This is a genomic window from Aeromonas sp. JL9, from assembly GCF_024436075.1.
Lineage (GTDB): Bacteria > Pseudomonadota > Gammaproteobacteria > Enterobacterales > Aeromonadaceae > Aeromonas > Aeromonas veronii.
Genome location: NZ_JANFNV010000002.1, coordinates 112,976 through 137,793 on the forward strand (window position 1 = coordinate 112,976; position 24,818 = coordinate 137,793).

25 protein-coding genes, 1 tRNA gene and 1 pseudogene are annotated in these 24,818 nt (G+C 58.0%); all 27 read left to right on the forward strand.

Going from position 1 to position 24,818, the window contains the following annotated elements; genetic code table 11:
• The first annotated feature begins 83 nt into the window (after positions 1-83).
• A complete protein-coding gene (locus NOM06_RS02515) occupies positions 84-665 on the forward strand; it encodes a DUF3486 family protein (RefSeq protein WP_255909704.1) in 582 nt (193 codons plus the stop codon).
• A complete protein-coding gene (locus tag NOM06_RS02520; RefSeq protein ID WP_255909707.1) occupies positions 665-2,266 on the forward strand; it encodes a terminase large subunit domain-containing protein in 1,602 nt (533 codons plus the stop codon). The genes NOM06_RS02515 and NOM06_RS02520 overlap by 1 nt, the downstream gene beginning before the upstream one ends.
• Positions 2,263-3,840, forward strand: a complete 1,578-nt coding sequence (locus NOM06_RS02525; RefSeq protein WP_255909710.1) for a DUF935 domain-containing protein — start codon at positions 2,263-2,265, stop codon at positions 3,838-3,840. The genes NOM06_RS02520 and NOM06_RS02525 overlap by 4 nt, the downstream gene beginning before the upstream one ends.
• On the forward strand, positions 3,833-4,624 hold the full coding sequence (locus NOM06_RS02530) for a phage minor head protein (RefSeq protein ID WP_255909713.1): 792 nt from the start codon (positions 3,833-3,835) through the stop codon (positions 4,622-4,624). The genes NOM06_RS02525 and NOM06_RS02530 overlap by 8 nt, the downstream gene beginning before the upstream one ends.
• Positions 4,625-5,017: 393 nt before the next feature.
• On the forward strand, positions 5,018-5,965 hold the full coding sequence (locus NOM06_RS02535) for a phage protease (protein WP_255909716.1): 948 nt from the start codon (positions 5,018-5,020) through the stop codon (positions 5,963-5,965).
• Between the two features lie 6 nt (positions 5,966-5,971).
• On the forward strand, positions 5,972-6,871 hold the full coding sequence (locus tag NOM06_RS02540; protein ID WP_255909718.1) for a Mu-like prophage major head subunit gpT family protein: 900 nt from the start codon (positions 5,972-5,974) through the stop codon (positions 6,869-6,871).
• Between the two features lie 94 nt (positions 6,872-6,965).
• Entirely contained in the window at positions 6,966-7,214 is a 249-nt protein-coding gene (locus tag NOM06_RS02545; RefSeq protein ID WP_255909729.1) for a hypothetical protein, read from the forward strand.
• Between the two features lie 3 nt (positions 7,215-7,217).
• A complete protein-coding gene (locus NOM06_RS02550; protein WP_255909731.1) occupies positions 7,218-7,778 on the forward strand; it encodes a hypothetical protein in 561 nt (186 codons plus the stop codon).
• Between the two features lie 26 nt (positions 7,779-7,804).
• Entirely contained in the window at positions 7,805-8,311 is a 507-nt protein-coding gene (locus NOM06_RS02555; RefSeq protein ID WP_255909733.1) for a hypothetical protein, read from the forward strand.
• A gap of 2 nt (positions 8,312-8,313) precedes the next feature.
• A complete protein-coding gene (locus NOM06_RS02560; protein ID WP_255909735.1) occupies positions 8,314-8,748 on the forward strand; it encodes a gp436 family protein in 435 nt (144 codons plus the stop codon).
• Positions 8,748-9,305 (forward strand): phage virion morphogenesis protein, encoded by a 558-nt coding sequence (locus NOM06_RS02565; protein ID WP_255909737.1) that lies wholly within the window; start codon positions 8,748-8,750, stop codon positions 9,303-9,305. Before NOM06_RS02560 ends, NOM06_RS02565 begins: the two co-directional genes overlap by 1 nt.
• A complete protein-coding gene (locus tag NOM06_RS02570) occupies positions 9,302-9,916 on the forward strand; it encodes a hypothetical protein (protein ID WP_255909739.1) in 615 nt (204 codons plus the stop codon). The genes NOM06_RS02565 and NOM06_RS02570 overlap by 4 nt, the downstream gene beginning before the upstream one ends.
• Before the next feature lie 5 nt (positions 9,917-9,921).
• Positions 9,922-10,107 carry a DUF2635 domain-containing protein gene (locus NOM06_RS02575; protein ID WP_255909748.1) on the forward strand — a complete coding sequence of 62 codons (186 nt, stop codon included), beginning with the start codon at positions 9,922-9,924 and terminating at the stop codon, positions 10,105-10,107.
• Between the two features lie 2 nt (positions 10,108-10,109).
• Positions 10,110-11,600 (forward strand): phage tail sheath subtilisin-like domain-containing protein, encoded by a 1,491-nt coding sequence (locus NOM06_RS02580; protein ID WP_255909757.1) that lies wholly within the window; start codon positions 10,110-10,112, stop codon positions 11,598-11,600.
• A gap of 10 nt (positions 11,601-11,610) precedes the next feature.
• Positions 11,611-11,967 carry a phage tail tube protein gene (locus NOM06_RS02585; protein ID WP_255909759.1) on the forward strand — a complete coding sequence of 119 codons (357 nt, stop codon included), beginning with the start codon at positions 11,611-11,613 and terminating at the stop codon, positions 11,965-11,967.
• A 2-nt stretch (positions 11,968-11,969) separates the two neighbouring features.
• Positions 11,970-12,332, forward strand: a complete 363-nt coding sequence (locus tag NOM06_RS02590) for a phage tail assembly protein (RefSeq protein ID WP_255909761.1) — start codon at positions 11,970-11,972, stop codon at positions 12,330-12,332.
• Between the two features lie 153 nt (positions 12,333-12,485).
• Positions 12,486-14,144 (forward strand): tape measure protein, encoded by a 1,659-nt coding sequence (locus NOM06_RS02595; RefSeq protein WP_255909763.1) that lies wholly within the window; start codon positions 12,486-12,488, stop codon positions 14,142-14,144.
• An 11-nt stretch (positions 14,145-14,155) separates the two neighbouring features.
• Positions 14,156-15,562, forward strand: coding sequence for a DNA circularization protein (locus tag NOM06_RS02600; RefSeq protein ID WP_255909765.1), 1,407 nt, complete (start codon positions 14,156-14,158; stop codon positions 15,560-15,562).
• Positions 15,555-16,634, forward strand: a complete 1,080-nt coding sequence (locus tag NOM06_RS02605; RefSeq protein WP_255909768.1) for a phage baseplate assembly protein — start codon at positions 15,555-15,557, stop codon at positions 16,632-16,634. The genes NOM06_RS02600 and NOM06_RS02605 overlap by 8 nt, the downstream gene beginning before the upstream one ends.
• Positions 16,628-17,182, forward strand: coding sequence for a phage baseplate assembly protein V (locus tag NOM06_RS02610; protein WP_255909778.1), 555 nt, complete (start codon positions 16,628-16,630; stop codon positions 17,180-17,182). The genes NOM06_RS02605 and NOM06_RS02610 overlap by 7 nt, the downstream gene beginning before the upstream one ends.
• Positions 17,183-17,188: 6 nt before the next feature.
• A complete protein-coding gene (locus NOM06_RS02615) occupies positions 17,189-17,641 on the forward strand; it encodes a phage GP46 family protein (protein WP_255909788.1) in 453 nt (150 codons plus the stop codon).
• Positions 17,631-18,698: a baseplate J/gp47 family protein gene (locus NOM06_RS02620; RefSeq protein ID WP_255909790.1), complete on the forward strand. Its 1,068-nt coding sequence runs from the start codon at positions 17,631-17,633 to the stop codon at positions 18,696-18,698. Before NOM06_RS02615 ends, NOM06_RS02620 begins: the two co-directional genes overlap by 11 nt.
• A complete protein-coding gene (locus tag NOM06_RS02625) occupies positions 18,683-19,267 on the forward strand; it encodes a putative phage tail protein (RefSeq protein ID WP_255909792.1) in 585 nt (194 codons plus the stop codon). The genes NOM06_RS02620 and NOM06_RS02625 overlap by 16 nt, the downstream gene beginning before the upstream one ends.
• A 2-nt stretch (positions 19,268-19,269) precedes the next feature.
• The gene (locus NOM06_RS02630) at positions 19,270-21,399 is read left to right on the forward strand and encodes an SGNH/GDSL hydrolase family protein (RefSeq protein WP_255909794.1); all 2,130 of its coding nucleotides are present in this window, start codon (positions 19,270-19,272) and stop codon (positions 21,397-21,399) included.
• A gap of 80 nt (positions 21,400-21,479) precedes the next feature.
• Positions 21,480-21,956, forward strand: a pseudogene (locus NOM06_RS20870) (carbohydrate-binding protein); the annotation flags it as partial.
• A gap of 79 nt (positions 21,957-22,035) precedes the next feature.
• A complete protein-coding gene (locus NOM06_RS02640) occupies positions 22,036-23,952 on the forward strand; it encodes a glycoside hydrolase family 19 protein (protein WP_255909796.1) in 1,917 nt (638 codons plus the stop codon).
• A gap of 788 nt (positions 23,953-24,740) precedes the next feature.
• Positions 24,741-24,816, forward strand: a tRNA-Ala gene (locus NOM06_RS02645).
• The last annotated feature ends 2 nt before the right edge of the window (positions 24,817-24,818 follow it).

Consider the following 24,818-nt stretch of genomic DNA (forward strand, 5'->3'; position numbering starts at 1 on the left):
GAAAGTGTTGATGTTCAGTGGTTTGAGGGGAACAACCTTAAAAGTTGTTCTATCAATAAAAACTGGCTTTTGTGGATAAAACCATGACCACCAAGAAAAACACCAAGAGCAAGATCCAGCAGCTGCCGGACGATATCCGCAGCCAGCTGGCGGCCATGCTGCGATCTGGCTCCATGTCGCAGAAGGATATTTTGGCCGAGGTGAATCAGCTGATCGTTGAATCCGGCCTGCCGCCGGAAGAGCAGATCAGCCGCACCGGACTGAACCGGTTTGCCAAGCGGATGGAGGAGGCAGGCAGTCGCATGGCGCAGGCCCGCGAAGTGGCCGAGGTCTGGACGGCAAAGCTGGGGCAGGCCCCAACCTCCGAAGTCGGCAAGCTGCTGCAGGAGTTCGTGCGCACCATGGCGTTTGAAACCTCCATGAAGATGATGGATGCCAGCGACGGCGAAGAGGGCAAGATGATTGACCCGAAATCGCTGGGCCAGATGGCGCTGGTTATCCAGCGTGTGGAGCAGGCCGCCATGACCAGCCACAAGGTTGAGAAAGAGATCCGCGCCGCGTTCGCCGCCGAGGCCGCCACCGCTGCCGAGAAGATTGTGAAGTCGGCAGGGCTGACCGCAGAGACCGCTGCCGAGATCCGGCGCCAGATTTTGGGGATTGCGTGATGGAATACAAGCACCTTACCCAATCAGAAAATCAGCTCGTTAACCAGTCAGCGGCCGCCATCATCGGCGGCCAGTTCGATCCAGGTGAAGTGCTGCTGCCCTATCAGAAACGCTGGATTGCTGATGAGGCAAAAATCAAGATTGCCGAAAAGTCGCGGCGAACCGGCCTTACCTGGGCAGAGGCAGCAGATGCCGCGCTCAATGGCTCCATGTCCGTTGCCGCTGGCGGTTGCGATACCTTCTATGTCGGCACCACCAAGGATATGGCCCGCGAGTTTATCGATGCCTGTTCGATGTGGGCCAAGGCCTATGACTATGCGGCCAGCGAGATTGGCGAAGAGGTGCTGGTCGATGAAGACAAAGACATTCTGGTCTACGTCATCAACTTCGCCAGCGGCTTCAAGATCAAGGCGCTCAGCTCGAACCCCAGCAACTTGCGGGGGATGCAGGGCAACGTGGTGATCGATGAGGCAGCCTTCCATAAAGACCTCGCCGCCATCCAGAAAGCCGCCAACGCCTTGACCATGTGGGGCAGCAAGGTGCGGATGATCTCGACCCATAACGGTATCGAGAACCTGTTCAACACCCTGATCACCGAAACCCGTGCAGGCAAGCGGCCAAGCTACTCCATCCACCGTATCGATATCGGAACCGCCTGTAAGGAAGGGCTTTACAAGCGGATCTGTCAGGTCAAGAAGAAGGAGGAGTGGAGCGAAGATGGCGAGCGCAAGTGGCTGCAAGAGCTGCTGTCAGACTGCGCCACCGAAGAAGACGCCCGGGAAGAGTACTACTGCGAGCCAAAGAGCGGCGGCGGTGCCTACCTGCCCCGTGGCCTGCGCGAGCGGGCGTGCCGGGTCGATGGGCCTGTGCTGCGCTTTACCGGATCTGACGCCTTCAACAGTGCCGGCGAATCGGAGCGCAACGGAGAGATGAAAGAGTGGCTGGAGGCTGAAGTCTTCCCCGAGCTGATGAAGCTGGATCGCAGCCATCGCCACGCCCTGGGCGAGGACTTTGCCCGTTCCGGTGACCTGACGGTATTCGCACCGATCGAGGTGCTGCCGGATACCCGCCGCCGGGTACCGTTCACCGTCGAGCTCAAGAACACCCCGTTCAAGCAGCAGGAGCAGGCGCTCTATTTCATCTGCGATCGCCTGCCGCGCCGCGATGGCGTCTGGCTCGATGCCCGTGGCAACGGCCAGTATCTGGCCGAGCAGGCCGCCTATCGCTACGGCCAAGAGGTGGTGCAGGTGATGCTGTCGGTCGGCTTCTACCGCGAGAACATGCCCCGCTTCAAGGCTGCGTTTGAAGATGACGAGCTGGAGCTGCCAAAGCACGAAGACATCATCACCGATCTTGGGCAGATCCAGATCTACCGTGGCACCCCCGGCATTGACGACAGTCGCACCCAGGGCAGCGATGGCAACAAGCGCCACGGCGACTCGGCGGTGGCCATCTTTCTGGCCTATCTGGCCAGCCGTGCCGAAAACCACATTTACGAACTGCACCGCATCGCCAAGGTGGGTGCGCCTGAAACAGACAGCGATGGCCAGCGGCAGATGAACCTGACCCGTGGCCTGCGAAGCGGAGGCGGATTACTGTGACCACCATTCTCGATAGCTGGGGCAACCCCATCAAACCCGACAAGACGGTGCTGCGCGAGAATATCGCCGAGGCCCATATCACCAGCGTGCGCAACCCGCGCCCCGCGTCAGTGGCCAGTACCATCACCCCGCAGCGCCTCGCTGGCCTGCTGCGATCGGTGGTGGATGGCAACAACCCGCAGGATTACATGACGCTGGCGGAAGAGATCGAAGAGCGGGATCTCCATTACGCATCCGTGCTGCGCACCCGCAAACTGGCGGTGGCCGCACTGCCGCCCAGCGTGGAGGCGGCCAGCGACGATGCCAACGACCAGCGACTGGCGGATGAAGTGCGCCAGCTGATGGAGAGCGACCAGATCCCCGAGCTGTTCTTCGACCTGCTCGACGGCCTTGGCAAGGGCATGGGGGTGTGTCAGATCCTGTGGGATACCAGCGGCGGCCGCTGGACGCCGAGCGATTACAGCTGGGTTGACCCCCGCTATCTGCGCCCCGATGCCGAGACCCTGAGCAAGATCCTGCTTATCAGTGACGATGCTCCCCAGGGCAAGCCGCTGGAGCCCTACAAATTCATCGTCCATCTGCCGCGCACCAAGTCTGGCAGCATCTGGCGTAACGGCCTGACCCGCCTGTGCGCCGTGATGTATATGCTCAAGTCCTTCACCGTGCGCGACTGGTGGGCCTTTGCCGAGGTGTTCGGCATCCCCATTCGGGTGGGCAAGTACGGGGCGAACGCCACGCCGGAGCAGATAGCTACCCTCAAGACGGCGATCGCCACCATTGCCAGTGATGCGGGCGCAGTGATCCCCGAGTCGATGATGATTGAACTGGTCGAGACCGCGAAGGGGAACGGCGGCGATACCCTGTTCGAGAACATGGCCCGCTGGGCAGACGAGCAGACCAGCAAAGCCGTGCTCGGCCAGACCATGACCACCGACGATGGCAGCAGCCGGGCGCAGGCCACGGTGCATAACGAGGTGCGGCTGGATATCGCCAAGTGGGATGCGCGCCAGCTGGAAGCCACCATCAACGAGTACCTGGTCAAGCCGTTCATTGTGCTGAACTGGGGCGTGCAGAAGGCTTATCCCCGCGTCTGCATCCGCGTGCCGGAGCCGGAAGACCTGGAGCTGCTGGTCAACAGCGTGACACCGCTGATTGACCGCGGGATGCGGGTCAGCGAAAGCGAACTGCGTGACAAGTTCGGGCTGGCCGACCCCGATGCAGAAGAGGCCGTGCTGCAACCCATGTCAGTGATGGAGGCCGCCGCTGTGCAGCCGGTGGCCCTGAACCGCCAGCAGCACCAACCGCAACAGCGCTTGGCCATCAACCGCATCCAGCAGCCGAACGAACAGGCCATCGAGCAGTTGACCGAAGAGGCGATGAGCGACTGGGTAGAGGTGGGCGGCGAAGACTTTATGAACCCGATCCTCGAATTGGCGGCCACGGCCACCACCTTCGAAGAGTTCAACGATGGCCTGCTCAAGCTGCAGGAGAGCCTGACCGCCGAGCAGTTCACCCCGCAGCTGGCCGATTACCTGTTCCGGATGCGGGGCATGGGGGATGCGCAAGATGCCTGAACCCAAGGCTTCGGCCTTTCCGCCGAAAGAGGCGCTCGACTGGTTCAAGAAAAAGGGGCTGCAGCCCGGATTTGACTATCGCGACATCTGGAAGGAGGAGCACAGCAACGCCTTTACCGTCGCCAAGATGCTCAACGCCGATCTGCTGGTCGAGGTGCGGGCCCTGGTCGAGCAGGCGCTGGAACAGGGTCAGACCTATCAGCAGTTCGCGGCCGTGCTCAAACCGCTGCTGGTGAAATCAGGTTGGTGGGGCATTCAGGAGATGGATGACCCGCTGACCGGAGAAACCAAGCCGGTACAACTGGGCAGTGAAGGGCGGATAAAGATCATTTACCGCACCAATATGCGGTCTGCCCGCGCCGCTGGCCAGTGGCAGCGCATCGAGCGCACCAAGCGGGCGATGCCCTATCTCACCTATACCATCGGCCCAGCGCGGGAGCACCGCGCCCTGCACCTGAGCTGGCGCGGCATCACATTGCCAGTGGATGATCCCTGGTGGCAAACCCATATGCCGCCCAACGGCTGGGGCTGCCACTGCGGGGTGCGCCAGATCAGCAAGTTCGAATACGCCAAGCTGCAGGGCGATAGCGGCTTCAAGTTCTCCGCGCCAAACGATGGCACCAGCGAGTGGGTGAACAAGCGAACCGGCGAAGCGGAGGTGCTGCCCAAGGGCATCGAGCCGGGGTGGGATTACAACCCCGGCAAGAGCCGCGAGCTGGCCTTGCAAGCTGACCTGAAAGTCAAGGAGCAAACATTGCGCCAAACGCTCTCTAAGCCGCTGTGAGCGTTTTTGGCTACCAGCGCATGAGTGCAGAGTCAGCCGCTAAATCTGAGTCGATTTAAATCGGTTTTAAAGATGGTGTGTGGTGGTGTTGAAGGTGCTGATTTCGGCCTGCGCCACCATCCTCCCCATCACCCCGTTTATCATTCCTGCGGTCAGCATTGCCCGATCACATTGGCAAGCTGACCCGCCATCTGTATCCTGTGATGACCGGTCATCACCGTGTTCACCCTCTCAGCGTCCGTGCCATCCACCTCTGATTAGCGCGAAAAGCGTCATTACAGACCGCCCCCCAATCCGGCCCATTATCGATTCGTCCAAACATTTGTTCACCCAGACATTTGTTAATTCAACCAAGCGCCATCCGGCAGGAGGTTGTTATGTAACGGAGCGATCATGCACCAACGTACCCACATCGCCATCTGCTTTGACATGTCACGCATGGTGGCATCAGACCAGAGCAACTGGCTGCCAATGATCCCTGCCGGGATTTTTTCCGGTCGTGATGGTCGCAGCTGGAATAACGCTGACCCTGATGGCGTTGTGTCGGCTTTCTCCATGAAGCTGCCATTTGACGTGGAGCACGCTACTGAAACCCGCGAAGGGAAAACCGAAGCGGTTGGCTGGATTGTCGAGCTGCAGAACCGCGAAGGCGAAATCTGGGCCCGTGTCGAGTGGAATGCCGAAGGTAGCGAGCTGATTGAAGGTAAGAAGTACGGCTTCTATTCACCGGCTTTTGATTATTCACCGGTTGATGGGCGGGTGGTGGCAATGTCCAGCGCTGGCCTGACCAACAAACCAAATCTCTATGTACCCGCACTCAACCATCAAGAGGATCACACTGTGAAACTGCCCCTTGTCCTTACCCAGTTGCTGGGCCTGGCTGAGGATGCCACTGCCGAACAGGCCGTGACAGCCATCAATGCCATGCAGGCACAACACCAGATTGCACTGAACGCCCAGCAGGACCCGACCAAGTTTGTCCCTGCTGCCACTCATCAGCTGGCCCTGAACCGCACTCAGGAGCTGGAAGCCAAGCTGGCCGAGATCGAAAAGTCCAAGGTTGATGCGCTGGTCGATGCTGCCATTGCCGAGGGTAAGGTCGCTCCGGTTGACAAGGCGATGTATGTCGGCCTCTGCAGTACCGAAGCAGGCCGAGAGCAGTTCACCGCATGGTGCGGTCGCGCTCCGGTCATCGCCGATGCCAGCAAGGTGAAGACCACCACCGAACAAACTACCGGTGCCCTGAGCGCTGACGAACTGGCCCTGTGCCGCAAGATGGGCCAAAAGCCCGAAGAGTTCCTGGCTGCCAAGCAAGCCATGAAAGCCAAACAAGGGGAGTAATCCATCATGGCATTTACCGAAGCGCAAATTCTGGAGGCGCTGACCGTCTCCATGTCAGCCGCCTACACTCGCGGGCTGGGTTATATCAACCCGCAGTGGAATCGTGTGGCCACTCAGGTTCCCAGTGCTGGCAGTTCCAACTTTTATGGCTGGCTGAAAGATCTGCCCGCCATCAAGGAGTGGCTGACTGACCGTCAGCTGGTCGAAGTCGGTAGCCATGGCTATCAGATCCTCAACAAGACCTTTGAGTCTTCCATCGTCATCAAGCGCGAAGACGTGGAAGACGACCAGATCGGCAAGTATTCGATCATCTCAGAAAACTTTGGTCGCGAAGCGGCCCTGTTCCCGGACAAGAACGTTTATGCCCTGCTGGCGGCTGGTTTCTCCACCCTCTGCTATGACGGTCAGAACTTCTTCGATACCGACCACCCGCTCGATACCACTCCGGCTACCACCTTCTCCAACGTGGTTGGCGATCCGGCGACCGATACCGGTGCCCCGTGGTTCGTGATCGATGACATGCAGGTTGTCAAGCCCATCGTGTTCCAGGAACGCCGCCCGTTCGATTTCCAGACCATGAACGCAACCAGCGAATACACCTGGTTCAACAACAAGTTCGCGGCGGGTGTTGACGGTCGCCATGGCTATGGCTTCGGCTTCCCGCAGACTGCTATCGGCTCCAAGGCCGCGCTGGATGAAACGAACTTCGAAGCGGCCAAGACCAAGCTGGCCAACATGAAGAAGTCCAACGGCACCCCCATTGGTACCATGGCGCGCATTCTGGTCGTCGGTCCGAGCAACGAAGCGGCAGCCCGCAAGCTGATCAAGCGCGAGTACCTCGATAACGGCGAGAGCAACATCTACTTCAACAACGTCGAGATCGTGGTCAGCCCGTACCTGGTCTAACCGAATCGACCGCCCCGGCACTGCCGGGGCATCTTTCAACCAGGCATGGGTGGAGCTTTAAAGCGTCGAAGCTCATGTCAAAGAGGATGCCGTGATGCCAACAGCCAAGAAATCGATCACTTCTGCCTGGACGCTGGTCTCTGCCGCTGCATCCGGCTTTATGGAAAATCAGGGGCCGCAGGGGATTAAGTTCCGCACTGCATCTGCTTCCCCCGCTGCCACTGATGATATGGGGCACCAGCTCAAGCTGGATGAGTTCAGGGGATGGTCTCGGCAAACCGCCGAGAACATCTATGCCAGAACGATTTCCGGTACCGCCACGCTGATTGTGACAGAGGGCTAAGCCATGTTCTTTAGCGCCCCACCGATTATTCAGGCCGGACCGGCACCGCTGCCGACCGATGTGCTGCTGCTCAGGGCCAGTTATCTGGCGACGACCGGCACGCTAAAGCAGACCCTGACCACCGACAACGTGGCGCAGACCGTGCTGTTTAACACGGTGACGCTCGCCGATGCCGATCTCACCGTGGATCTGGTGACCGGCGAGGTGACAACCGCCAAGGACTTTGTGGGGATGGCCAGCATCAGTTGCAGCATCCTGCGCGAGCAAAGCGGCGGATCAACGACTCGTTGGGGCCTGTTTATCGAAGTGTTCAATGCGGGTACATCAACCTGGTCAGCGGTGCCTGGTTCGCTGCGGCCGCTGACGCTGCCCAGCGCTGACACCAACGTCGAGCGGTTTGTTGATCTGACCTTCTCGGTCAGTCTGGCGGCTGGGCAAAAATTCCGTTTCCGCCACTTCACCAATCAGGCCAGCCGTCAGGTGTCGCTGATTGCCCAGGCGGCCACCGCATCGTTGCCGAGCAGCTCGGCGGCGGTCATGAGTTTCTGGGGCATAAAGCCCTGATAAACCCCTTTTAAAGGAGCATTAAGATGGCCCCGAAAAAGAAAGTTACCCCAACCGGTGACGACAAAAGCCAGCAGCTGGCAGCTGCAGCAGTGGGCGCGGGTACCGAGTTGGTACAAGCGCAGCCCCAACAGAAGAAAGACGGCGAAGTTTTGGTAGACCCTGACGCCGAAGCCGCCCGTCTTGAAGCTGAACAGCAGGCCGCCGAAGAGGCGAGACTGGCCGCCGAGGCGCAAGCCGCAGAAGCTGCACGTCTCGAAGCAGAGCAGCAGGCCGCTGCCAATCAGACCAACGCCGACTGGCTGCTCGGCCAGTTCGACGTCAAGGCAAAGTCACCGGCCGGTTTCTGGCGTTGTGGCATCCAGTTCCTGCACTCCAGTCCGACCCGCGTCTTTGTGGTCACCACCAAGGATGATATTCCGCATTACCACGAATGCGAGATCCCGTGCTGCTACCTGACATGTGAAGAGGCCCTGAGAGTTCATGAAGATCAGTGGCTGGTCTGCACCGAATATGAAGTGATGGGCGGTTAATCATGGCCATCTACGCGACGAAGCAGGATCTGGAAGACCGTGACGGCTCGATGCTCTACAACTTCGCGCTCGACCGCAGCACCGACACGCTGAACGATGTCTGGATTGATGAGGCACTGGCCACCGCCGATGACGAAATCAATGGCTACCTGAGTCGTCGCTTTGTGCTGCCGCTACCGGAAGTGCCTGACCTGCTCAAGCGCAACGCCATCGTGATCGCCTTCTACTGGCTGGCCGACCGCGACAATCAGGTCACCGACCTGCTGCAAGATCGCTATGACCGCGCCATCGCCAAATTCAAAGAGATTGCGGCTGGCAAGGTGGATCTGGGCCTGCCCACGCCGGATATGCCGCCAGAGGGCAACGTCGGCAAGGTGGAGCTGGTGCAGGAGAACGAGCGCTTGTTCACCCGCAACAGCCTGAAAGGAGTGCTCTGATGGCCTTCTCGGTGCAGGTCTCTACCCGTGGCGAAGAGCTGGCGCGTTATCAGCGCCTGCTCGATACCCTGGGCCGCAACGACTACAAGGCCGAACTGCTGGAAAGCATCGGCGCCGTGGTCGAAAGCCAGACCCGCCGCCGCATCAGCGACGAGAAGACCGCGCCGGATGGTACGCCATGGGCGCCCTGGTCAGATGCCTATGCCAAGACTCGCCACGGCGGCCAGAGCCTGCTGCAGGGTGATGGCGATCTGCTCGACAGCATCGAATCTCAGGTGCAGCGCAACAGCGTGCGGGTCGGCTCGCCGCTGGCCTATGCCGGAGTGCCTCAGGATGGGTTCAGCGGGTCGGTGCAGGTGCCTGCCCACGTTCGCCGCATTACTCAGGCGTTTGGCAAGGCGCTCAAGTTCCCGGTCTATCAGTCGGTCGGCAGCTTTACCCGCATGATGGAGATCCCCCAGCGCGAATATCTGGGCCTCTCCAGCGACAACCAGACCGAGCTGCTCGCCGTGATTGGCGACTTCTGGCAAGACATCATGAAGGAGGCCGGACTATGAGCCGCCCTTATTTTGGCACCATCGGCAGCACCGTCAGCGCCTGCGAAGGAGTGGTGAACTACCTCAAGCCCTATCTGGAGGCCACCGGCCCCGGCGCGGATCGGGTGATTGACCGGGTGCAAACCGTGGAGCGCCACATCGGCCGCTTCAACGAAGATGCCGATATCAAACGCTGGATGGGTAACCGCGATGGCGGCATTCGCATCGCCGCGATGCGGGTGGTCTCGATGCGCCGTGAAGGAAGCCTGATCGGCACTATCGAGTTCTCGGCCTTCGTGTTCTGCGCTGACCAGTTCGGCTATGCCAAAGACCAGCGGGCCGAAGTGATTGCCGGTCGCTTGGCCACCGCCTTGATGCTGACTGGCGGCTGGCGTGGCACCGGTGCCAGCAAGGCGCCGGAAGGGGTGCGGATGGACAACCTCTACAACACCGGAATCGACAAGCTGGGGCTGGCGATCTGGTCGGTGACATGGCGGCAGGACTGGCCGCTCGATAACCCCATCGACCCGGCCACGCTCGATGACTTCTTGCGCTTTAACTGGCGCGCCGAACAGGGCGATGGCGCCCCGGTCTGTGAGGCAGATATCACCCTGCCCGCCGCCACCCCATAGGAGCAATGATGGAACTGTATCTGCAACCGGCCAAAGGGCTGGTCATCAAAAAGCCGGATGGCAGCAAGCTGGCCGCCGAGGGCGAAAAGGTACCGCGCACCAGCTTCTGGCTGAAACGGCTGGCTGATGGTGATGTGAACGAAGTGAAACCGGCCGCCAAGGCCACCAAGAAACCGCAAGTGAAGGAGTGACCATGGCTCTCGGAACTATCCCCAATGACGTGCGCGTGCCGCTCGTCTATATCGAGATCGACAACAGCCAGGCCCTGAGCGGCAATATCGCCCAGGATCAGAACGTGCTGCTGTTCGGTCAGATGATCACCACTGGTGCCGATGCCGGTACCGCCAGCCCGCTGACGGTCACCGAAGTGCCGGTCAGCGAATCGGCCATTGATGCCCTGTTTGGCGTCGGCTCCATGATGGCGCTGGCTGCCAAGCGCTACCGCAAGGCCAACAGCTACACCCGCACCTTCGCGCTGGCCTGTGGCGATATCGCCGCCGGTTCTGCCGCTGCCGGTTCGTTCACCTTCGGCGGCCCTGCTGCCGTGGCGGGTACTGTGTCGCTGCTGATTGCCGGTCAAACCGTGCAGGTTGGCGTGGTCGCGGCTGATACCGCCGCCAATATCGCCACCAAGGCGGTGGCCGCCATCAATGCGGTGAAGAACCTGCCGGTGACGGCGGCCGTGGATGGCACTGATACCGCCAAGGTCAACATCACCGCCAAGTGGAAGGGCCTGACCGGCAACGATATCGACCTGCGCTTCAACTACTACGCGGGCGAGCAGCTGCCGAACGGCGTGACCGTCACCACCGTGGCGATGACCGGCGGCGCAGGCGCCCCCGATATGGCCGCCATGATCGCCGCCATGCCGGACGAGTGGTACAACCACATCATGATGCCGTTCAACGACACAGCCAGCCTGAACACCCTGCGTGACGAGCTGATCACCCGCTGGGGCCCGCTCAAGATGTCGGAAGCGATCGCCTATTCCGCATATCGCGGTACCTATGGCGAGACCATTACCTTCGGCGAGGCGCGCAACGACTTCCTGTTGACCTCTATGGGCACCAGCAAAGCTCCCCATCCTGCATGGGAATGGGCTTCCAGCTATTGCGGTGAAGCGGCATACCATCTTGCTATCGACCCGGCACGGCCGCTGCAAACGCTGGCGCTTCCAGGCATTTTGCCGCCAGCCAAGGCAGACCGTTTCTCCTTTGACGAGCGCAACAACCTGCTGAAATCCGGCATCGCCACCTATCAGGTGCAGCCCGGTGACGTGGTGGCCATTGAGCGTGAAGTGTCGATGTATCAGCAGAACGCCTTCGGCGATCCGGATCCGTCCTATCTCGACATCACCACCCCGGCCACCCTGGGCAAGATGCGTTACGACATCAAGGTGATGGTCACCAACCGTTACCCGCGCCACAAGCTGGCCGATGACAAAGTGCTGGCCCAGATTGACCCGGCGCAGCCGGTAGTTACGCCCAAGTTGATGGAACAGGCGATTCTGGAAGTGGCGCTCGACTGGGTGACCGCTGGCCTGATGGAAAACTTCGACCTGTTCAAAGAGACGCTGAGCGTCTACCGCGACACCGCCGATCGCAACCGCCTGAACTGCGTGTGCCATCCGGATGTCGTCAACCAGCTGCGCGTCTTCGCAGCCCTGATCCAGTTCAAACTCTAAGGGGGACACCATGGGACAAATCCTCGGTGAAGTGACCATTCGTGTGAATGGTAAGCAAATCAAAACCAAGGGCGGTTCTACGCTTGATCCGGGTGGTAACGACTGGACTCAGCATGTCGGCCCTGGTGTGGTATGGGGTGAATCCAAGAAGTATTTGCCGCCAAAGATTGAGAACCTCTCTATCGCTGCCGATGAGGATGTTGACATCATCGACATCAAAGCCATCAGCAACGCCCAGCTGGTTTGGGAAGGCGATAATGGCGTCAGCTATATGATGACCGGTTGTGTATGCGGCCAAGCCACCCTGAATGAAGAGTCTGGCGATATTAAAACCAGCTTCATGGGTCGCAAGATTGTAAGGATTTAATTATGGCCGTCATGACCTTCAATCTTGAGCATGGTTATAAAGTCACTGGTTCTGATGGTCAGGAGACTTTTGAAAAAGAAGTTGGCCTGCGCGAATTAACTGCCAGTGACATTATTGATTCGCAGCTGGAAGCTGAGCAGGTAATTGAATTGGCAACTGGTAAAGTTGCTTCATATACATCTGATGTTCGCATGGGACTTAATATGTTATGTCGCCAAGTTGAATATATTGGCGAAATTCAAGGCCCATTGAATATGAAGATGCTGCGCAATCTTCATCGCGATGATCTTACCTTGCTGCAAACCAAAGCATCTGAGCTGGATAAGCTGGTGTTGGAGGAGATAGCCAAGCGGGGGCGAGTTTAAGCAGCTGGCTGAACCTTTGGAGGCGTTTCTCTTTTTCATGGGGAATCGCCTCCCTATCAGCGAGCTGAAATGTTACTCCATCCGTCGCTTGCTCAAGATCCATGAGCAACTTAGCCGCCCGCCATCACCACCACGTCGTAAATAGAGGTCATCATGGCCAATAAACTTGTCACCGATATCGTCATCAATCTGGCTGGCAATATGGCCGCAAAGGCTCGTCAATATGGCCAGTCAATGAGTCAGTTTGCCGCCCAGAGCAAGAATGCACTGGCAATGATGAACTCGACCATGGCCGCCACCAGTCAGGGTATTGATACCTTTGGCAATCGACTGGTATTGGCCGGTGCTGCATCTGCTATCGCCTTTGAACGCACCTTTATCAAGACCGCTGCCGAGTTCGAGCGGTATCAGATCATGCTCAATAAATTGCAAGGTGGGCCGGAAGGTGGCGCCAAGGCAATGAGCTGGGTCAAACAGTTCGCCCAAGATACCCCCTATGCCGTCAACGAGGTGACCCAATCATTCGTCAGGTTGAAGGCGTTCGGCCTCGATCCGATGGATGGCACCATGCAGGCCATTGCCGATCAAGCCGCCATGATGGGCGGCACAGCCGAAACAATGGATGGTATTTCATTGGCACTTGGTCAGGCATGGACAAAAGGCAAGCTGCAGGGCGAAGAGGCGCTGCAGCTGCTGGAGCGTGGCGTGCCGGTTTGGGACTACCTGCAGAAGGCTAGCAAGGAGCTTGGCAAGAATAACGGCCTTGGTTACACCACCCAGCAATTGCAGGATATGGCCAGCAAAGGCCAGTTAACCAGGAAAGCCATCAAGGATCTTATCGACCAGATGGGGCTGGCATCAAAGGGGGCAGCGAAAACCCAGATGGAGAGCTGGAACGGCATGATCTCCAATATGGGCGACAGCTGGACCATGTTCAAAACTGATGTGATGGATAGCGGCGCTTTTACCGTGCTCAAGCAGGAGCTCGGGTCTCTGCTAAAGCAACTGGACGAGATGAAGAAGACCGGAGAATACGATGAACTGGTCGAAAAGATTGGCGGCAATCTGGTCGATGCCTTCAAGGCAGCTGCAGAAGCAATTCGTGATGCCAAAGAGCTTGGCGCAGAGCTGATCCCTGTTCTCAAGTCGGTAGGTGAGACCGCCAATGGTATCGCTGACATGGTTGGCGGTTATGAGAATCTGGCCAAGATCTTGGGAAGTATCTATCTGCTCAACAAAGGTGGCCGTTTGCTGGCTCCGGTTGCCAAAGGTGCCATTGCTGCCGGTGGTTGGGCTGCAGGTGCCATTTTCAAGAAAGGGAAAGGCGGTGCCGGTGGTATCGGTGACGCTATGGCCGATCTGGGGGCTACCCCGGTCTATGTGGTTAATATGCCGGGTTCTGGATTTGGAGATGGATCTTTGACTCCAGCAGGTAATCAGGCTGGCAATAAGAGCGTTCTTAACGTTCAGAAGCTGATTGCTGGCGGAACTGCGTTGTATGGGATCTCGCTTATTCCTGAACTCGGCGGGTTGCCATCATGGAGTCGTCAGGAGGAGCGAGCAAAGGAACTGGCTGATAAGGGCAATGGCTTGTTTAACCTGAATGCAGATGGAATTTCTCCTGCCCCCGGCATTCTCGATGTGTTTGATGAGATGAAAGCCTTCTTCACGCGAGATATCACGCCATCACCGCGCCCAGACAACCTCGGGATCGATATCAAGGTCAGTGATGACCGCATCACCGTCCGCACCCGCGACACGGCACCTGGCCTACAGGTGCGCGTCGATAACGGCCCTTCATTGATGCCTTAAGGAGGGTTTGAATGAGCTTTGAAGAGCGTTTGACCGCCTCGTTCCGGGGCGTTGAATTCCTGCTGAATACCGTGGAAGGAAAAGGCGGCCGCCGTGCCATCCCCCGCGAATACCCCAAGCGCGAAAGCGGCTGGACAGAAGACAACGGAGCCGTGCTAACCAACGAGCAGATCACCGGCAAGCTGGTCGGCAAGGATTATCTGACCCAGCTGCGCAGCCTGCTGGATGCCCTGAACGAGCCGGGCACTGGCGAGATGATCCACCCGTGGTGGGGCGTGCGCACCGTGCAGGTCGGCGAGGTTAGCCACCGCCTTGATAACGAAGAGGATGGCGTCGCTTATGTCACCTTCACAGTGTGGGAGGCTGGCAAGCGCCTGTTCCCCTCTGCCGCTATTGATACCGCGGCTACCCTGGGCAATGCCGCCGACGCTGCGCAGGGGGCCAGCGAGCAATCATTCCTCGATTCGTTTATCACCGGCATCGATAACATGGGCGTGATGGTCGATACCTTCCTCGACGATCTGGACGAGTTGACCCGCGGCCTGCCATCCCTGCCTGACCAGTTTCGCGAGTGGACCGATCGCCTGATGCGCACCAAGGATAGTGTCGGTGCGCTGCTGGCCTACCCGGGCGAACTGGCCCGCGAGGTGACCGGCATCGTGGAGGATGTCAAAGGCGTGGTGACTGACCCTATCCGCGCCCTGTCTGTTTATGACCAGGTAAGCCGCCGTTGGGAAGGGATGCGCGCCGAGCTGGCCATCACTGGCGGCCTGCCTACCAGCATCAACAGCGATGTGACCACCGGCGTGGCGTCTTCGGTGCCGACCATCGACACCCCAACCGAGCTGAATGCCGCGCTAGATAACGGCAAGGCCTTCACCGCCCTGATTGACCGCGCCACCGCTACGGCGGCGGCCAGTGCCATTGCCAGTGCGGATCTCGGTACCACCCGCGACTTTACCCCTGACCAGAACGGTCAGGTGACCATCGGCCAGTCGCTGACTGGTGATCAGGTCAACAACCAGATCAGCCGTCCTGTCACCATGGATGGCGTGGTGGGGGCAGATCGCAATCTGCTGCTCACCGCTGACGATCTGGAGCAGCTCGCCAACTACTGGGCCAACATATTGGCCGAGCTGGCCATGGATGCGGTAGAGGCCGAGCAGAGCGATGTGTGGCGCGCCCTGCGCGATCTGCGCCTTGCCCTGCTCAACGACAGCCGAGAGCGTGGCGCCAAGCTGCCGCGCCGCCGTCAGATCACCTTGACCACCACCACCGCGTCGGCCCTGCTGGCGTGGCAGCAGTATGGCAATGCCGAGTACCGCGATCGGCTGGTGATGGGCAACAAGCTGCGCGACCCTGCTTTCATCACACCGAGCACCAACATTCAGGTCGTGGACGAGGTGAGCAATGGCTGAACCCATCACCCTGCGCGTGGATGGTCAGCTCTATAGCGGCTGGCAGAAGGTGCGCATCACCCGCAGCCTGCGCGATATCGCCGGTGATTTCGAGTTGCACCTGACTCGCAAATGGGACGATGCCAAGGCGATGGTCATTCGCGAAGGTAGTGCGTGCACCGTGCATATCGGCAACGATCTGGTGTTGACCGGCTACGTTGACGATTTCACCCCAAGCTATGACGCCAAAGAGGTGAGCTGGGTGGTCAGCGGCCGCAGCAAGACCAGCGATCTGGTGGACTGCTCGGCCATCTACAAGAGCGGTCAATGGCAGAACGTCACCCTCGACAAGGTGGCGCGCGATATCAGCAAGCCGTTCGGCATCGAGGTGGTGGTCGAGTGCGATCTGGGGGCTGCCTTTCCCCGCGTGGCCATCGAGCAGGGCGAGACCTGTTTCGAGCTGCTCGACCGCTTGGCCAAGCAGCGGGCCGTGCTGCTCACCACCAACGAAAAAGGCCAGCTGGTGCTGACACAGGCCAGCGAGCAGGCAATGGGCGCCAGCCTTATCCTTGGCCAGAACATTCTGGCGGCCCGTGGCAACTTCAGCATGCGCGACCGGGCATCAGAATGGATCGTCAAGGGAAGCAGCTACGGCGGAGGCGCAACCTGGGATAATACGGCCACGTCTACCATCGGCGGCCAGAAGGCGACCATCACCGATCCGGATGTGCCGCGCTATCGCCCCCGCATCATCATCGCCGAAGATGTCACCACAGTGGCCGGTGCCAGCAAGCGCGGTCAGTGGCAGAAACAGCGCAGTATTGGAGAAGGTATCCAGACCGAGATCACTGTTGCTGGCTGGCGCACCCAAGGCATCGAAGGCGACAGCGGCCCGCTCTGGCGCATCAACAGGATGTGCCCGGTAAAGGACGATATTCAAGACCTTGATGTGAATTGGCTGATCGTCTCGGTGACCCTGATGGAAGGCGACCAGACAGGACGAGAGGCCATCATCAACCTGACCCCGCGCGAGGCGATGCTGATACCCGCGGAAGTGGTCAAGCAACAGACCAAAGAGGTAACCACATGGTAAGTATTCGTGATGTGCAGAAGCTGCTGGCCCCGCTGCAGCGCCGCCTGCGCCTGATTGCCGATCGCGCCATCGTCACCCTGGTCAATGACGCCCTGCAGCGCCAGAACCTGCAGCTCAAGGTGCTGGCTGACGAAGGGGCTGATGATGTCGAGCGCTTCCAGAACTACGGCCACACCAGCGTGCCGCCAGCAGGGTCTGAAGCCATCGTGCTGGGGCTTGGTGGCGCCCGCGCAGGACTGGTGGCCATCGCCGTCGAACATAAGGGCGTTCGCCCGAAAGACTTGGAGGCGGGGGATAGTTGCCTATACCATCTGGAGGGTCACAACCTCCTCCTTGGCAAAGACGGCTATGCCGAGCTTAGCGCGAAAAGCGTCAGTATCACCGCAGAAGAACAAACCCTCACTATATCTCCTGAAAATGAAATTCTTGGGGCGCTCCACGTCACATTGAACATCACTACCGATGCGGATGTGATCATCAATGGCAAGTCGTTCCTTGGGCATAAACACGATTTACCAGGTGGGGGGCAAACATCTCCCCCAGTGTGAGGGGCGATGACCACAGCCATCATTTGGAACAACGAAACCGGCCGAGGCGATATTGAAATCACCTCGGCCGGTTTGCGTCAGGATGATGGCCTCGAAACCATGGTGCTGCAGGTGCTGTTTACCGACGCCCGCGCCGATGACTCCGACGTGCTGCCAGACGGTACCGGCGATAAGCGCGGCTGGATTGGCGACACCTTTGCCGACCAGCCGTGGGGAAGCAAGCTCTGGCTGCTCGACCGCGAAAAGCTCACCACCGACGTGCGCAACAAGGCAGTGACCTATGCGCAAACCGCCCTTGATGCCCATTTAAAGCCTGATTACGCCAGCAATATCGTGGTGACCGGCACCATTCCCCAGTTTCAGCTGCTGCAGCTCAATATCGCCATCACCCGCCCTGACGGAACCAACACCACCATGACCATCAACAAGCGGTGGGAGGCGCAAGCCAATGCCTTATAACGTCCCCACCCTGCGCCAGATCACCGCCAGCGGACTGCTGGATATCGAATCAAGCCTCGGCACCGTGCTGCCTAAGTTCGGCATCGAGCAGGCGCTGAATACCGCCGTATCCGCTGGCCAGCGCGACCTCTACGATCACCAGATGTGGATCGTGCGTCAGATCATCCCGACCAGCGAATCGGATGACCAGACCATCATCGAAACAGCCCAGTTCGAAGGGGTGATCCGCAAACAGGCCACCTATGCCGCTGGCCCCGTCACGCTGCAGGGTACAGTGCCAGCTCCTGTCGGTACCGTGCTGCAGCACAGTGACGGTCGTCAATACACCGTCACCAGCAGTGCCAGCCCGAGCGGTGGCGTTGTTGCCGTTCAGGTGCAGGCTGCAGAGGCAGGATCAGCAGGCAATCTGGCCGCAGGCCAACCGCTGGCGCTGGTAACCCCCGTTCCCGGGTTGCAATCCAACGGCGTCAGCGAAGACATCAGCGGCGGCGCCGATATCGAGCCCATCAACCAGCTGCTGGAGCGTCTGCTGTTCCGCAAGCGTAATCCGCCGATGGGTGGCGCTGTGGCCGATTACGTCACCTGGATGCGTGAGGTGGCTGGCGTGACCCGCGCATGGGCCTATGACGTGTGGCAAGGCGGTGGAACGGTAGGGATCGGCTGGGTTTATGATGACCGGGCTGACATCCTGCCAACGCCTACCGACCAGTTCATGATGCAGGATTACCTGTTCCGTCATGCTGACCCGGCGACTGGCGTGCTGGTCGGCCGCCCTGCAGGTATCGAGCTGGTCATCATAGGGCCAACTCTTAAGACCACTAATCTGACGATTACTCCAACGCCAGATAGCGTTGATATCCGCGCCGCAATCGAACAGAACCTGAACGGCTATGAGCGCACATTGCAACCAGGTGAAACGCTTTTGCTGTCAAAGATCCGCACTGCCATCGGCTCAGCAACTGGCGTGAGAGATTACGTGCTTGATTTGAGTGCTGATGTGCCTGCAGCCGCTACCGAATTGAATGTGATTGGGGTGGTGACGTGGCCCACTCTGTAGAGTTATGGGCTGATGCGCTGCTGCAACAGATGCCGCGTGGTCGCGCTTGGCCACGCGATCCTGATGCGTTCTTGCCAAAGTATGCGCTCGGATTTGCCAAGCGACTGCAGGAAGTTGAGTTAAGCGCCGAACAGCTTCTGCTTGAAATGCGCCCTGAAACGACGGTGCAGTTACTGCCGGAATGGGAGGTCTATCTTGGCCTTCCTGATTGCAATATTACCAATCAGACATTCGAACAACGTCGCGCAGCAGTGGTTGAGAAGTATCACCGCAAAGGCGGCCTTGCTACATGGCAAATCGAGTTTGTTGCAGCCGCCCTTGGCTATGACATCAAGGTTAATGAGCAGTGGCCTCATCATGTATTACGAGATGTCAATTATCCACTTTATCCAAGTTCCACAAGATTCATTTTGCGCATTGATGTGTTTGGTATGCCAGATGACAGATTTACTGTTCTTGATGACGTGATGACACCATTGAGAGGCCAGTCTTCTTTGATTCTTGAGTGTGTTCTTAACCGCCTGAAAGCGGCGGGTTTCTATTACGATTTCAATTATGACGAGGTGTGACCATGGCTTACTGGCCTGATACCGGAACTGGCGTTGATGTAGAACCTGCGCGCAAGCCAGTCCAAAGCGCTCTGCGCAAATACTTCTCAGAGGGTGGCCCCGGTGTGCCGCCGACAGTACCTGGCGGTGATTGGTTCAATCAGATGACCAACGAAGTGCTGAACGTGCTAGAAGCGGCAGGCATCGAACCGAGCAAGATCGATGATAACCAGCTCATTACCGCAATTGAGCAGCTGATCTCGGGTGTTGTTGATAACCTTGAGAGCAGACTTGAAAGCGATGGTTCCTCTATTGAGGACATTGCCGCTACCCCTAAAGAACTTGAAAGACTGCATGTTTTCAACGCTGCTAACTACGGCGTTGTCGACGGGGCCTCTGATGACCAAACTACAAAACTTAATAACTGTATAGCTGACGCGATCTCGGCTGGTGCTACGGATGTGTGGCTTAACAGCGACATTAAGTGCTTGGGGCGTGTAACCAACCCTCTCGATGTAACCCTCCGCGGCGGCGGCTCAATCAGCAAACACAACCCGGAAAATTATCAGATCGATGTGCTGTCGGATGGGCATTTGCTTCCAGCGGTGTCTAGCAGTGTGCGCTCGTTTACTCAGTTTCAGCGTGCGTTAAGAAAAGGAACGATAACCGTGGTATTGGTCGGAGATTCGATCTCAACCAGCAACCCTGACACGTTGACAGGTACGGATGACCTAACTACTTACCTAGAAAAACAAATAAAATTGAGGTATCCAGGCATTACTGTAAAGTTCTACAACCGTGCAATCGGCGGGGCTACGATGGAAGCGTTTAATGCTCCAAACCTGCCAAACTACCTACGCCCAATAGCATCGGTACAAGCTCCATGGTACACAGATTTTAACCAGCCTTGGTTTGAATATGTTTCATCGCTCAGTCCAGATCTTGTTATTCTGGCTTTCGGGATGAATGGGGAAAATACGATTGGACTTGGGTTTACTAGTCTGAACGAAATTTGGTTTAAGTTCAATGGGTTAGCTAAATTCCCATCAATAGCTTATGTAACCACACCGACGCCAACAGGGAAAACGGAGTCTAGTTACTCTACTTTTTCAGCCCAGTCAACTCGTAACCACTTCGCTGAAATGGCCAGGGTGTACGCAGGAATAAAAGGGGAAGCGGTGATCGATGTTAACCGCCTTCAGCAAGCCACTTGCTATGGCGCCGACCCTTGGTTTTATAGCAAAAAAGAAACCACGCTCATTCAAACAGGCACTGCGTCAGAATCTGATGACGCCTTGATTTTTCAAACATATTCACGTTTTTTTTCGGCGTATTTTAAGCTAATTCCTGGCTCTAATCCGCTGCAAATACAATTTAACTACAACCATCTCGAACCCGTTAATCTCAATAACTCCGTTATCATTTATGGTAGCGAAGTCATCCTTTATACAGGCACGAGGGAACTAGCCCGCGCTAGCATTACAACTACTGGAAGCTATCATTCATTCAAGCTGCACCATGACAGGAGCAAATTTGAACTGCTGATGGATGGCGTGGTTGTGTTAAGTGGAAACTACACGTTCGAACACTATTTCGATAGCAACGTTTTGTTTAGTGCTGGCCCGCTCAAAAAAGATGTTCGGTTATTTGAGTTCCTCCCGCAAAAGGTCTCCAAGACACTCACACCCGATCAGGCGTGGGGCCAGTGGACGAGCGATTCGAGTGTAGGCACTAAGCCGCTGATCGGCGGTAACAGCGTCAATCATCCTTCGACGCTTGGGTTAAGTGCTTTTTACAAACCCGCGGTAGACAACTTTGTCGGTAGTCTACCGATGCGAGATGTCAGAGATACGATCTTCAATACTCCATCAGCATCCGGTCCACAATCGCTTCTTTCAGGTCGGAAATTCAGCGATTACTCCCATTGCATTTTTGTCTTTGGTAATCCAGGTATAGGTGTTCCTATGTGCCAATCAGTTCCCAAGGAGGTTCTTGTCAACGGCTATATCATCCAACAACCAATCAGAACTGCTGCTGGTGCAGTCGATGGGCTTATCAATATAGCCATCAATAGCGATAACACCTTTACTCTTTCCAAGAGCGGCGGTGGCACTAACTCTAACCAACTTGGCTTGATAATCGGTATCATTTAATCCATTTAATCCTAGTGTATTGAACATCATCTGAAGTGATCAATACACTAGCTCCTAATGATCATTTTACTCGCGCCGCTACACAGGTAGAAGGCGAGACCAGTGCCAGCCTGCGTCTGCTACCGCCGGCTGTCACCACTAGTGAGCAGCATGAGCTGAGTGTGAGCGTCTCGGACGGGGTCCATCAAAGCGAAGGGCGCGTCGTGCTGACGCTGGCGCGCGTGGTCGACGGCTCTTGCAACACCACAGATCCGGAAGCGGCGAATGTTCCCGCATGGCAGGCCAGCAAGGTCTATAACGGCGGCGACAAGGTGAGCTACAACCAGCTGGTATGGCGTGCCAAGTATTGGACTCAGGGCAATGAACCGGGCCGCGCCGCCGATCAGTGGGCGCTGGCGAGTCAGGTTGAGCTGGGCTGGAGCGCTACCGTTGCCTACAACGGCGGGGAGCTGACCAACCACAACGGCCGTCAGTGGAAGGCCAAGTGGTGGACTCAAGGCAACGAGCCGGGCAAGCACGATGTCTGGCTGGATGTCGGGGCGGCAAGCTGCCCCTAGGTTGAGTCCATGATGAAGATGGCGGAGCCTGTTCAGGCGGGCTCCGCCTTTTGCCACAAAACCATAGAGAGCAACAATAATGAAAATAAACCGCATCACCCTTCTGCTTGCCGGCATGATGCTGAGCGGCCACCTGTGGGCGGCCGAGGCATACGACATCAACAAATCCTACCCGGGCGGCAGCCAGGTCAATTACAACGGCCAGGTTTTCGAGGCCAAATGGTGGGTCAACCCGGGTCAGACTCCGGGCATGGCGGCCGCCAATGAGTGGGATACCCCGTGGAAGCTTGTCGGTGAAGGGGAAGTGACCCCGCCGGATACCGGTGGCGATGACAAGCCCAATCCGCCGACGCCAACCCCGCCGGATGGCAGCACCACCCCCGTCTATATGAGCCAGGCCGAGCTGGATGCCAAAGAGAAGGCGCTGACCGACTTCCCGGCGATGGAAGCGGTCAAAGCATCCATCGCTACCCGAGACAATCTGGTGGTCGAGGCGGTGCAGCCGGGCCGTGCCGACAACCCGGGCAACGTCAAGCGGGTCGAAAGCTTGCTGAGCGAGGGTCAGTTCAACTACCTCTTCCCGCTACGCGCCCCCGAGTACACCTATCGCGGCCTGCTACAGGCTGCGGCCAAGTTCCCGGCCCTGTGCAGCGATTACAGCGATGGCCGCGATGCCGATGCCATCTGCCGCAAGACCCTGGCGACCATGTTCGCTCACTTCGCCCAGGAGACCGGTGGCCATGAAAACTGGCGCCCGGAGGCCGAGTGGCGTCAGGCGCTGGTCTACGTGCGCGAGATGGGATGGAATGAGACCATGCGCGGTGGTTACAACGCCGAGTGCCGCCCCGATGTGTGGCAGGGTCAGCAATGGCCGTGCGGTACGTTCGACAATGGCGAGTTCAAGAGCTACTTTGGCCGCGGTGCCAAGCAACTCTCCTACAACTACAACTACGGCCCCTTCTCCGAGGCGATGTTCGGCACGGTGCGCACCCTGCTCGACCGCCCCGATCTGGTGGCCGACACCTGGCTGAACCTCGCCAGTGCGGTGTTCTTCTATACCTATCCGCAGCCGCCCAAGCCCTCCATGCTCCATGTCATCGATGGCACCTGGCAGCCGAATGACCATGACAAGCAGAACGGTCTGGTGCCGGGCTTCGGGGTCACCACCCAGATCATCAACGGCGGGGTGGAGTGCGGCGGCCCGGTCGAGCACGCCCAGTCCCAGAATCGCATCAACTACTACCGCGAGTTTGCCAACTACCTCGGGGTGGCGGTGCCATCCGACGAAGTGCTGGGCTGCAAGAATATGAAGGTGTTTGACGACAATGGCGCCGGTGCCTTGCCCATTTATTGGGAGCAGGACTGGAGCTATGTGGCAGAGAACCCCAACGGCGGCAAGAGTTATGCGTGCAAGCTGGTGGGCTACCAGACCCGTTTCAGCGCCTTCAAGGCAGGGGATTACAGCCGCTGCGTTCAGCACTTCTATCCGGAGGTGGTGATCGAGGATAACGGCGGTGGCACCAACCTGCCGCCGGTGGCCAATATTACCGGCCCGGCGCAGGCCGAAGGTGGCAGCAAGGTGACCCTCTCCGGCCAGCACTCCAGCGATCCGGAAGGCAAGCCGCTCTCCTATGCCTGGACTATCCCGGCTGGAGCCTCTGCCCCGGCACTGGATCAGGTCACTCTGGAGTTGACCCTGCCCAAGCCGGCCAGCGATACCAGGCTGGAGATCAAACTGACGGTCACAGATGAAGGTAATCTGAGCCGCAGCACTACCCATAGCCTGCAGGTGAAAGGGGAGGAGGGGGGCGTAACGCCGCCTGACTATCCGGCCTATAAAGAGGGGACTCCCTACAAGGCAGGCGAGCGGGTCAGCAACGGCGGTGTCAGCTATGAGTGCAAACCGCACCCCTACACCGGCTGGTGCGCAGGTGCTGCATGGGCCTATGAGCCGGGCAAGGGTACGGCCTGGGCCGATGCCTGGATCAAGCTCTGAGCCGTTTCAGGGTTACAAGGCTTGCCGACAAGCCAGCGCACAATTCAGTGCAATGACAATCCGGAGCAATAAAAGATGGGGCCTGCGGGCCCCATTCTTGTTTGGTGGAGTTCAGGTTTGGCCGTGGAACATCTGGCCCGGACAGGACAGCGCCTCGAAAGGGCTGTGTGATGATGTGTGTTGTTGTTTTATTACATTTTCCGTGAAAGGCTTTCAGCAATTACTTGCCGTAGCGGAAGTAGTATTCACGGGTGGAGGGGGCATAGGCATCTTTCTCTACAACGCCGTTCTTGGTAGTTGCACCGCGCAGGTGGAACAGGACTGCCAGATTCTCAAACATGGTTTACCTCATCGCTCTGTCATTTATGGTTATGGTGTGTGACCTGGGTCACGGTTTGATCCTATGGTCATTTGTGAGCCAGATCAACTTTCCGTGTTGTAAATTTACAAAAATCATGGAAAGGGTTTTCAAATGCAATGCCCTTTATGGAAAGGCTTTCCCGAGGTGACGGGGGAGAAGCTGATGATCAGCCTGCAAAAGAGGCTTGAGAGCGGGAGCATTGCACGGGGAAAGAGGCTTGCTGCACGGCCTCTCCTTTATAGGTGCTTGAGCCGATTTATGACATAAAACAGAGAGATAGCACGCGTCTTGCTGGTAAAAACAGCGAACTGCTGCAATTTTGACTAAACGAATCAGTCGCGGTTATTTTAGGGTTGACAGCAAAGCGGGTGATGCCTATCATGCGCCTCCGTTGCCGGAGATAACTTCGTCAGCGCCGAGGTGAGTTGGGGTTATAGCTCAGCTGGGAGAGCGCTTGCATGGCATGCAAGAGGTCCGCGGTTCGATCCCGCGTAGCTCCACCATA

Coding starts and splice junctions, on each gene's coding strand:
- NOM06_RS02575 (WP_255909748.1), top strand. CDS start 9,922: ATGATGGAACTGTATCTGCAACCGGCCAAAGGGCTGGTCATCAAAAAG.
- NOM06_RS02600 (WP_255909765.1), top strand. CDS start 14,156: ATGAGCTTTGAAGAGCGTTTGACCGCCTCGTTCCGGGGCGTTGAATTC.
- NOM06_RS02610 (WP_255909778.1), top strand. CDS start 16,628: ATGGTAAGTATTCGTGATGTGCAGAAGCTGCTGGCCCCGCTGCAGCGC.
- NOM06_RS02520 (WP_255909707.1), top strand. CDS start 665: ATGGAATACAAGCACCTTACCCAATCAGAAAATCAGCTCGTTAACCAG.
- NOM06_RS02530 (WP_255909713.1), top strand. CDS start 3,833: ATGCCTGAACCCAAGGCTTCGGCCTTTCCGCCGAAAGAGGCGCTCGAC.
- NOM06_RS02640 (WP_255909796.1), top strand. CDS start 22,036: ATGAAAATAAACCGCATCACCCTTCTGCTTGCCGGCATGATGCTGAGC.
- NOM06_RS02605 (WP_255909768.1), top strand. CDS start 15,555: ATGGCTGAACCCATCACCCTGCGCGTGGATGGTCAGCTCTATAGCGGC.
- NOM06_RS02590 (WP_255909761.1), top strand. CDS start 11,970: ATGGCCGTCATGACCTTCAATCTTGAGCATGGTTATAAAGTCACTGGT.
- NOM06_RS02585 (WP_255909759.1), top strand. CDS start 11,611: ATGGGACAAATCCTCGGTGAAGTGACCATTCGTGTGAATGGTAAGCAA.
- NOM06_RS02550 (WP_255909731.1), top strand. CDS start 7,218: ATGTTCTTTAGCGCCCCACCGATTATTCAGGCCGGACCGGCACCGCTG.
- NOM06_RS02565 (WP_255909737.1), top strand. CDS start 8,748: ATGGCCTTCTCGGTGCAGGTCTCTACCCGTGGCGAAGAGCTGGCGCGT.
- NOM06_RS02515 (WP_255909704.1), top strand. CDS start 84: ATGACCACCAAGAAAAACACCAAGAGCAAGATCCAGCAGCTGCCGGAC.
- NOM06_RS02535 (WP_255909716.1), top strand. CDS start 5,018: ATGCACCAACGTACCCACATCGCCATCTGCTTTGACATGTCACGCATG.
- NOM06_RS02620 (WP_255909790.1), top strand. CDS start 17,631: ATGCCTTATAACGTCCCCACCCTGCGCCAGATCACCGCCAGCGGACTG.
- NOM06_RS02615 (WP_255909788.1), top strand. CDS start 17,189: ATGACCACAGCCATCATTTGGAACAACGAAACCGGCCGAGGCGATATT.
- NOM06_RS02540 (WP_255909718.1), top strand. CDS start 5,972: ATGGCATTTACCGAAGCGCAAATTCTGGAGGCGCTGACCGTCTCCATG.
- NOM06_RS02555 (WP_255909733.1), top strand. CDS start 7,805: ATGGCCCCGAAAAAGAAAGTTACCCCAACCGGTGACGACAAAAGCCAG.
- NOM06_RS02570 (WP_255909739.1), top strand. CDS start 9,302: ATGAGCCGCCCTTATTTTGGCACCATCGGCAGCACCGTCAGCGCCTGC.
- NOM06_RS02545 (WP_255909729.1), top strand. CDS start 6,966: ATGCCAACAGCCAAGAAATCGATCACTTCTGCCTGGACGCTGGTCTCT.
- NOM06_RS02560 (WP_255909735.1), top strand. CDS start 8,314: ATGGCCATCTACGCGACGAAGCAGGATCTGGAAGACCGTGACGGCTCG.
- NOM06_RS02630 (WP_255909794.1), top strand. CDS start 19,270: ATGGCTTACTGGCCTGATACCGGAACTGGCGTTGATGTAGAACCTGCG.
- NOM06_RS02595 (WP_255909763.1), top strand. CDS start 12,486: ATGGCCAATAAACTTGTCACCGATATCGTCATCAATCTGGCTGGCAAT.
- NOM06_RS02580 (WP_255909757.1), top strand. CDS start 10,110: ATGGCTCTCGGAACTATCCCCAATGACGTGCGCGTGCCGCTCGTCTAT.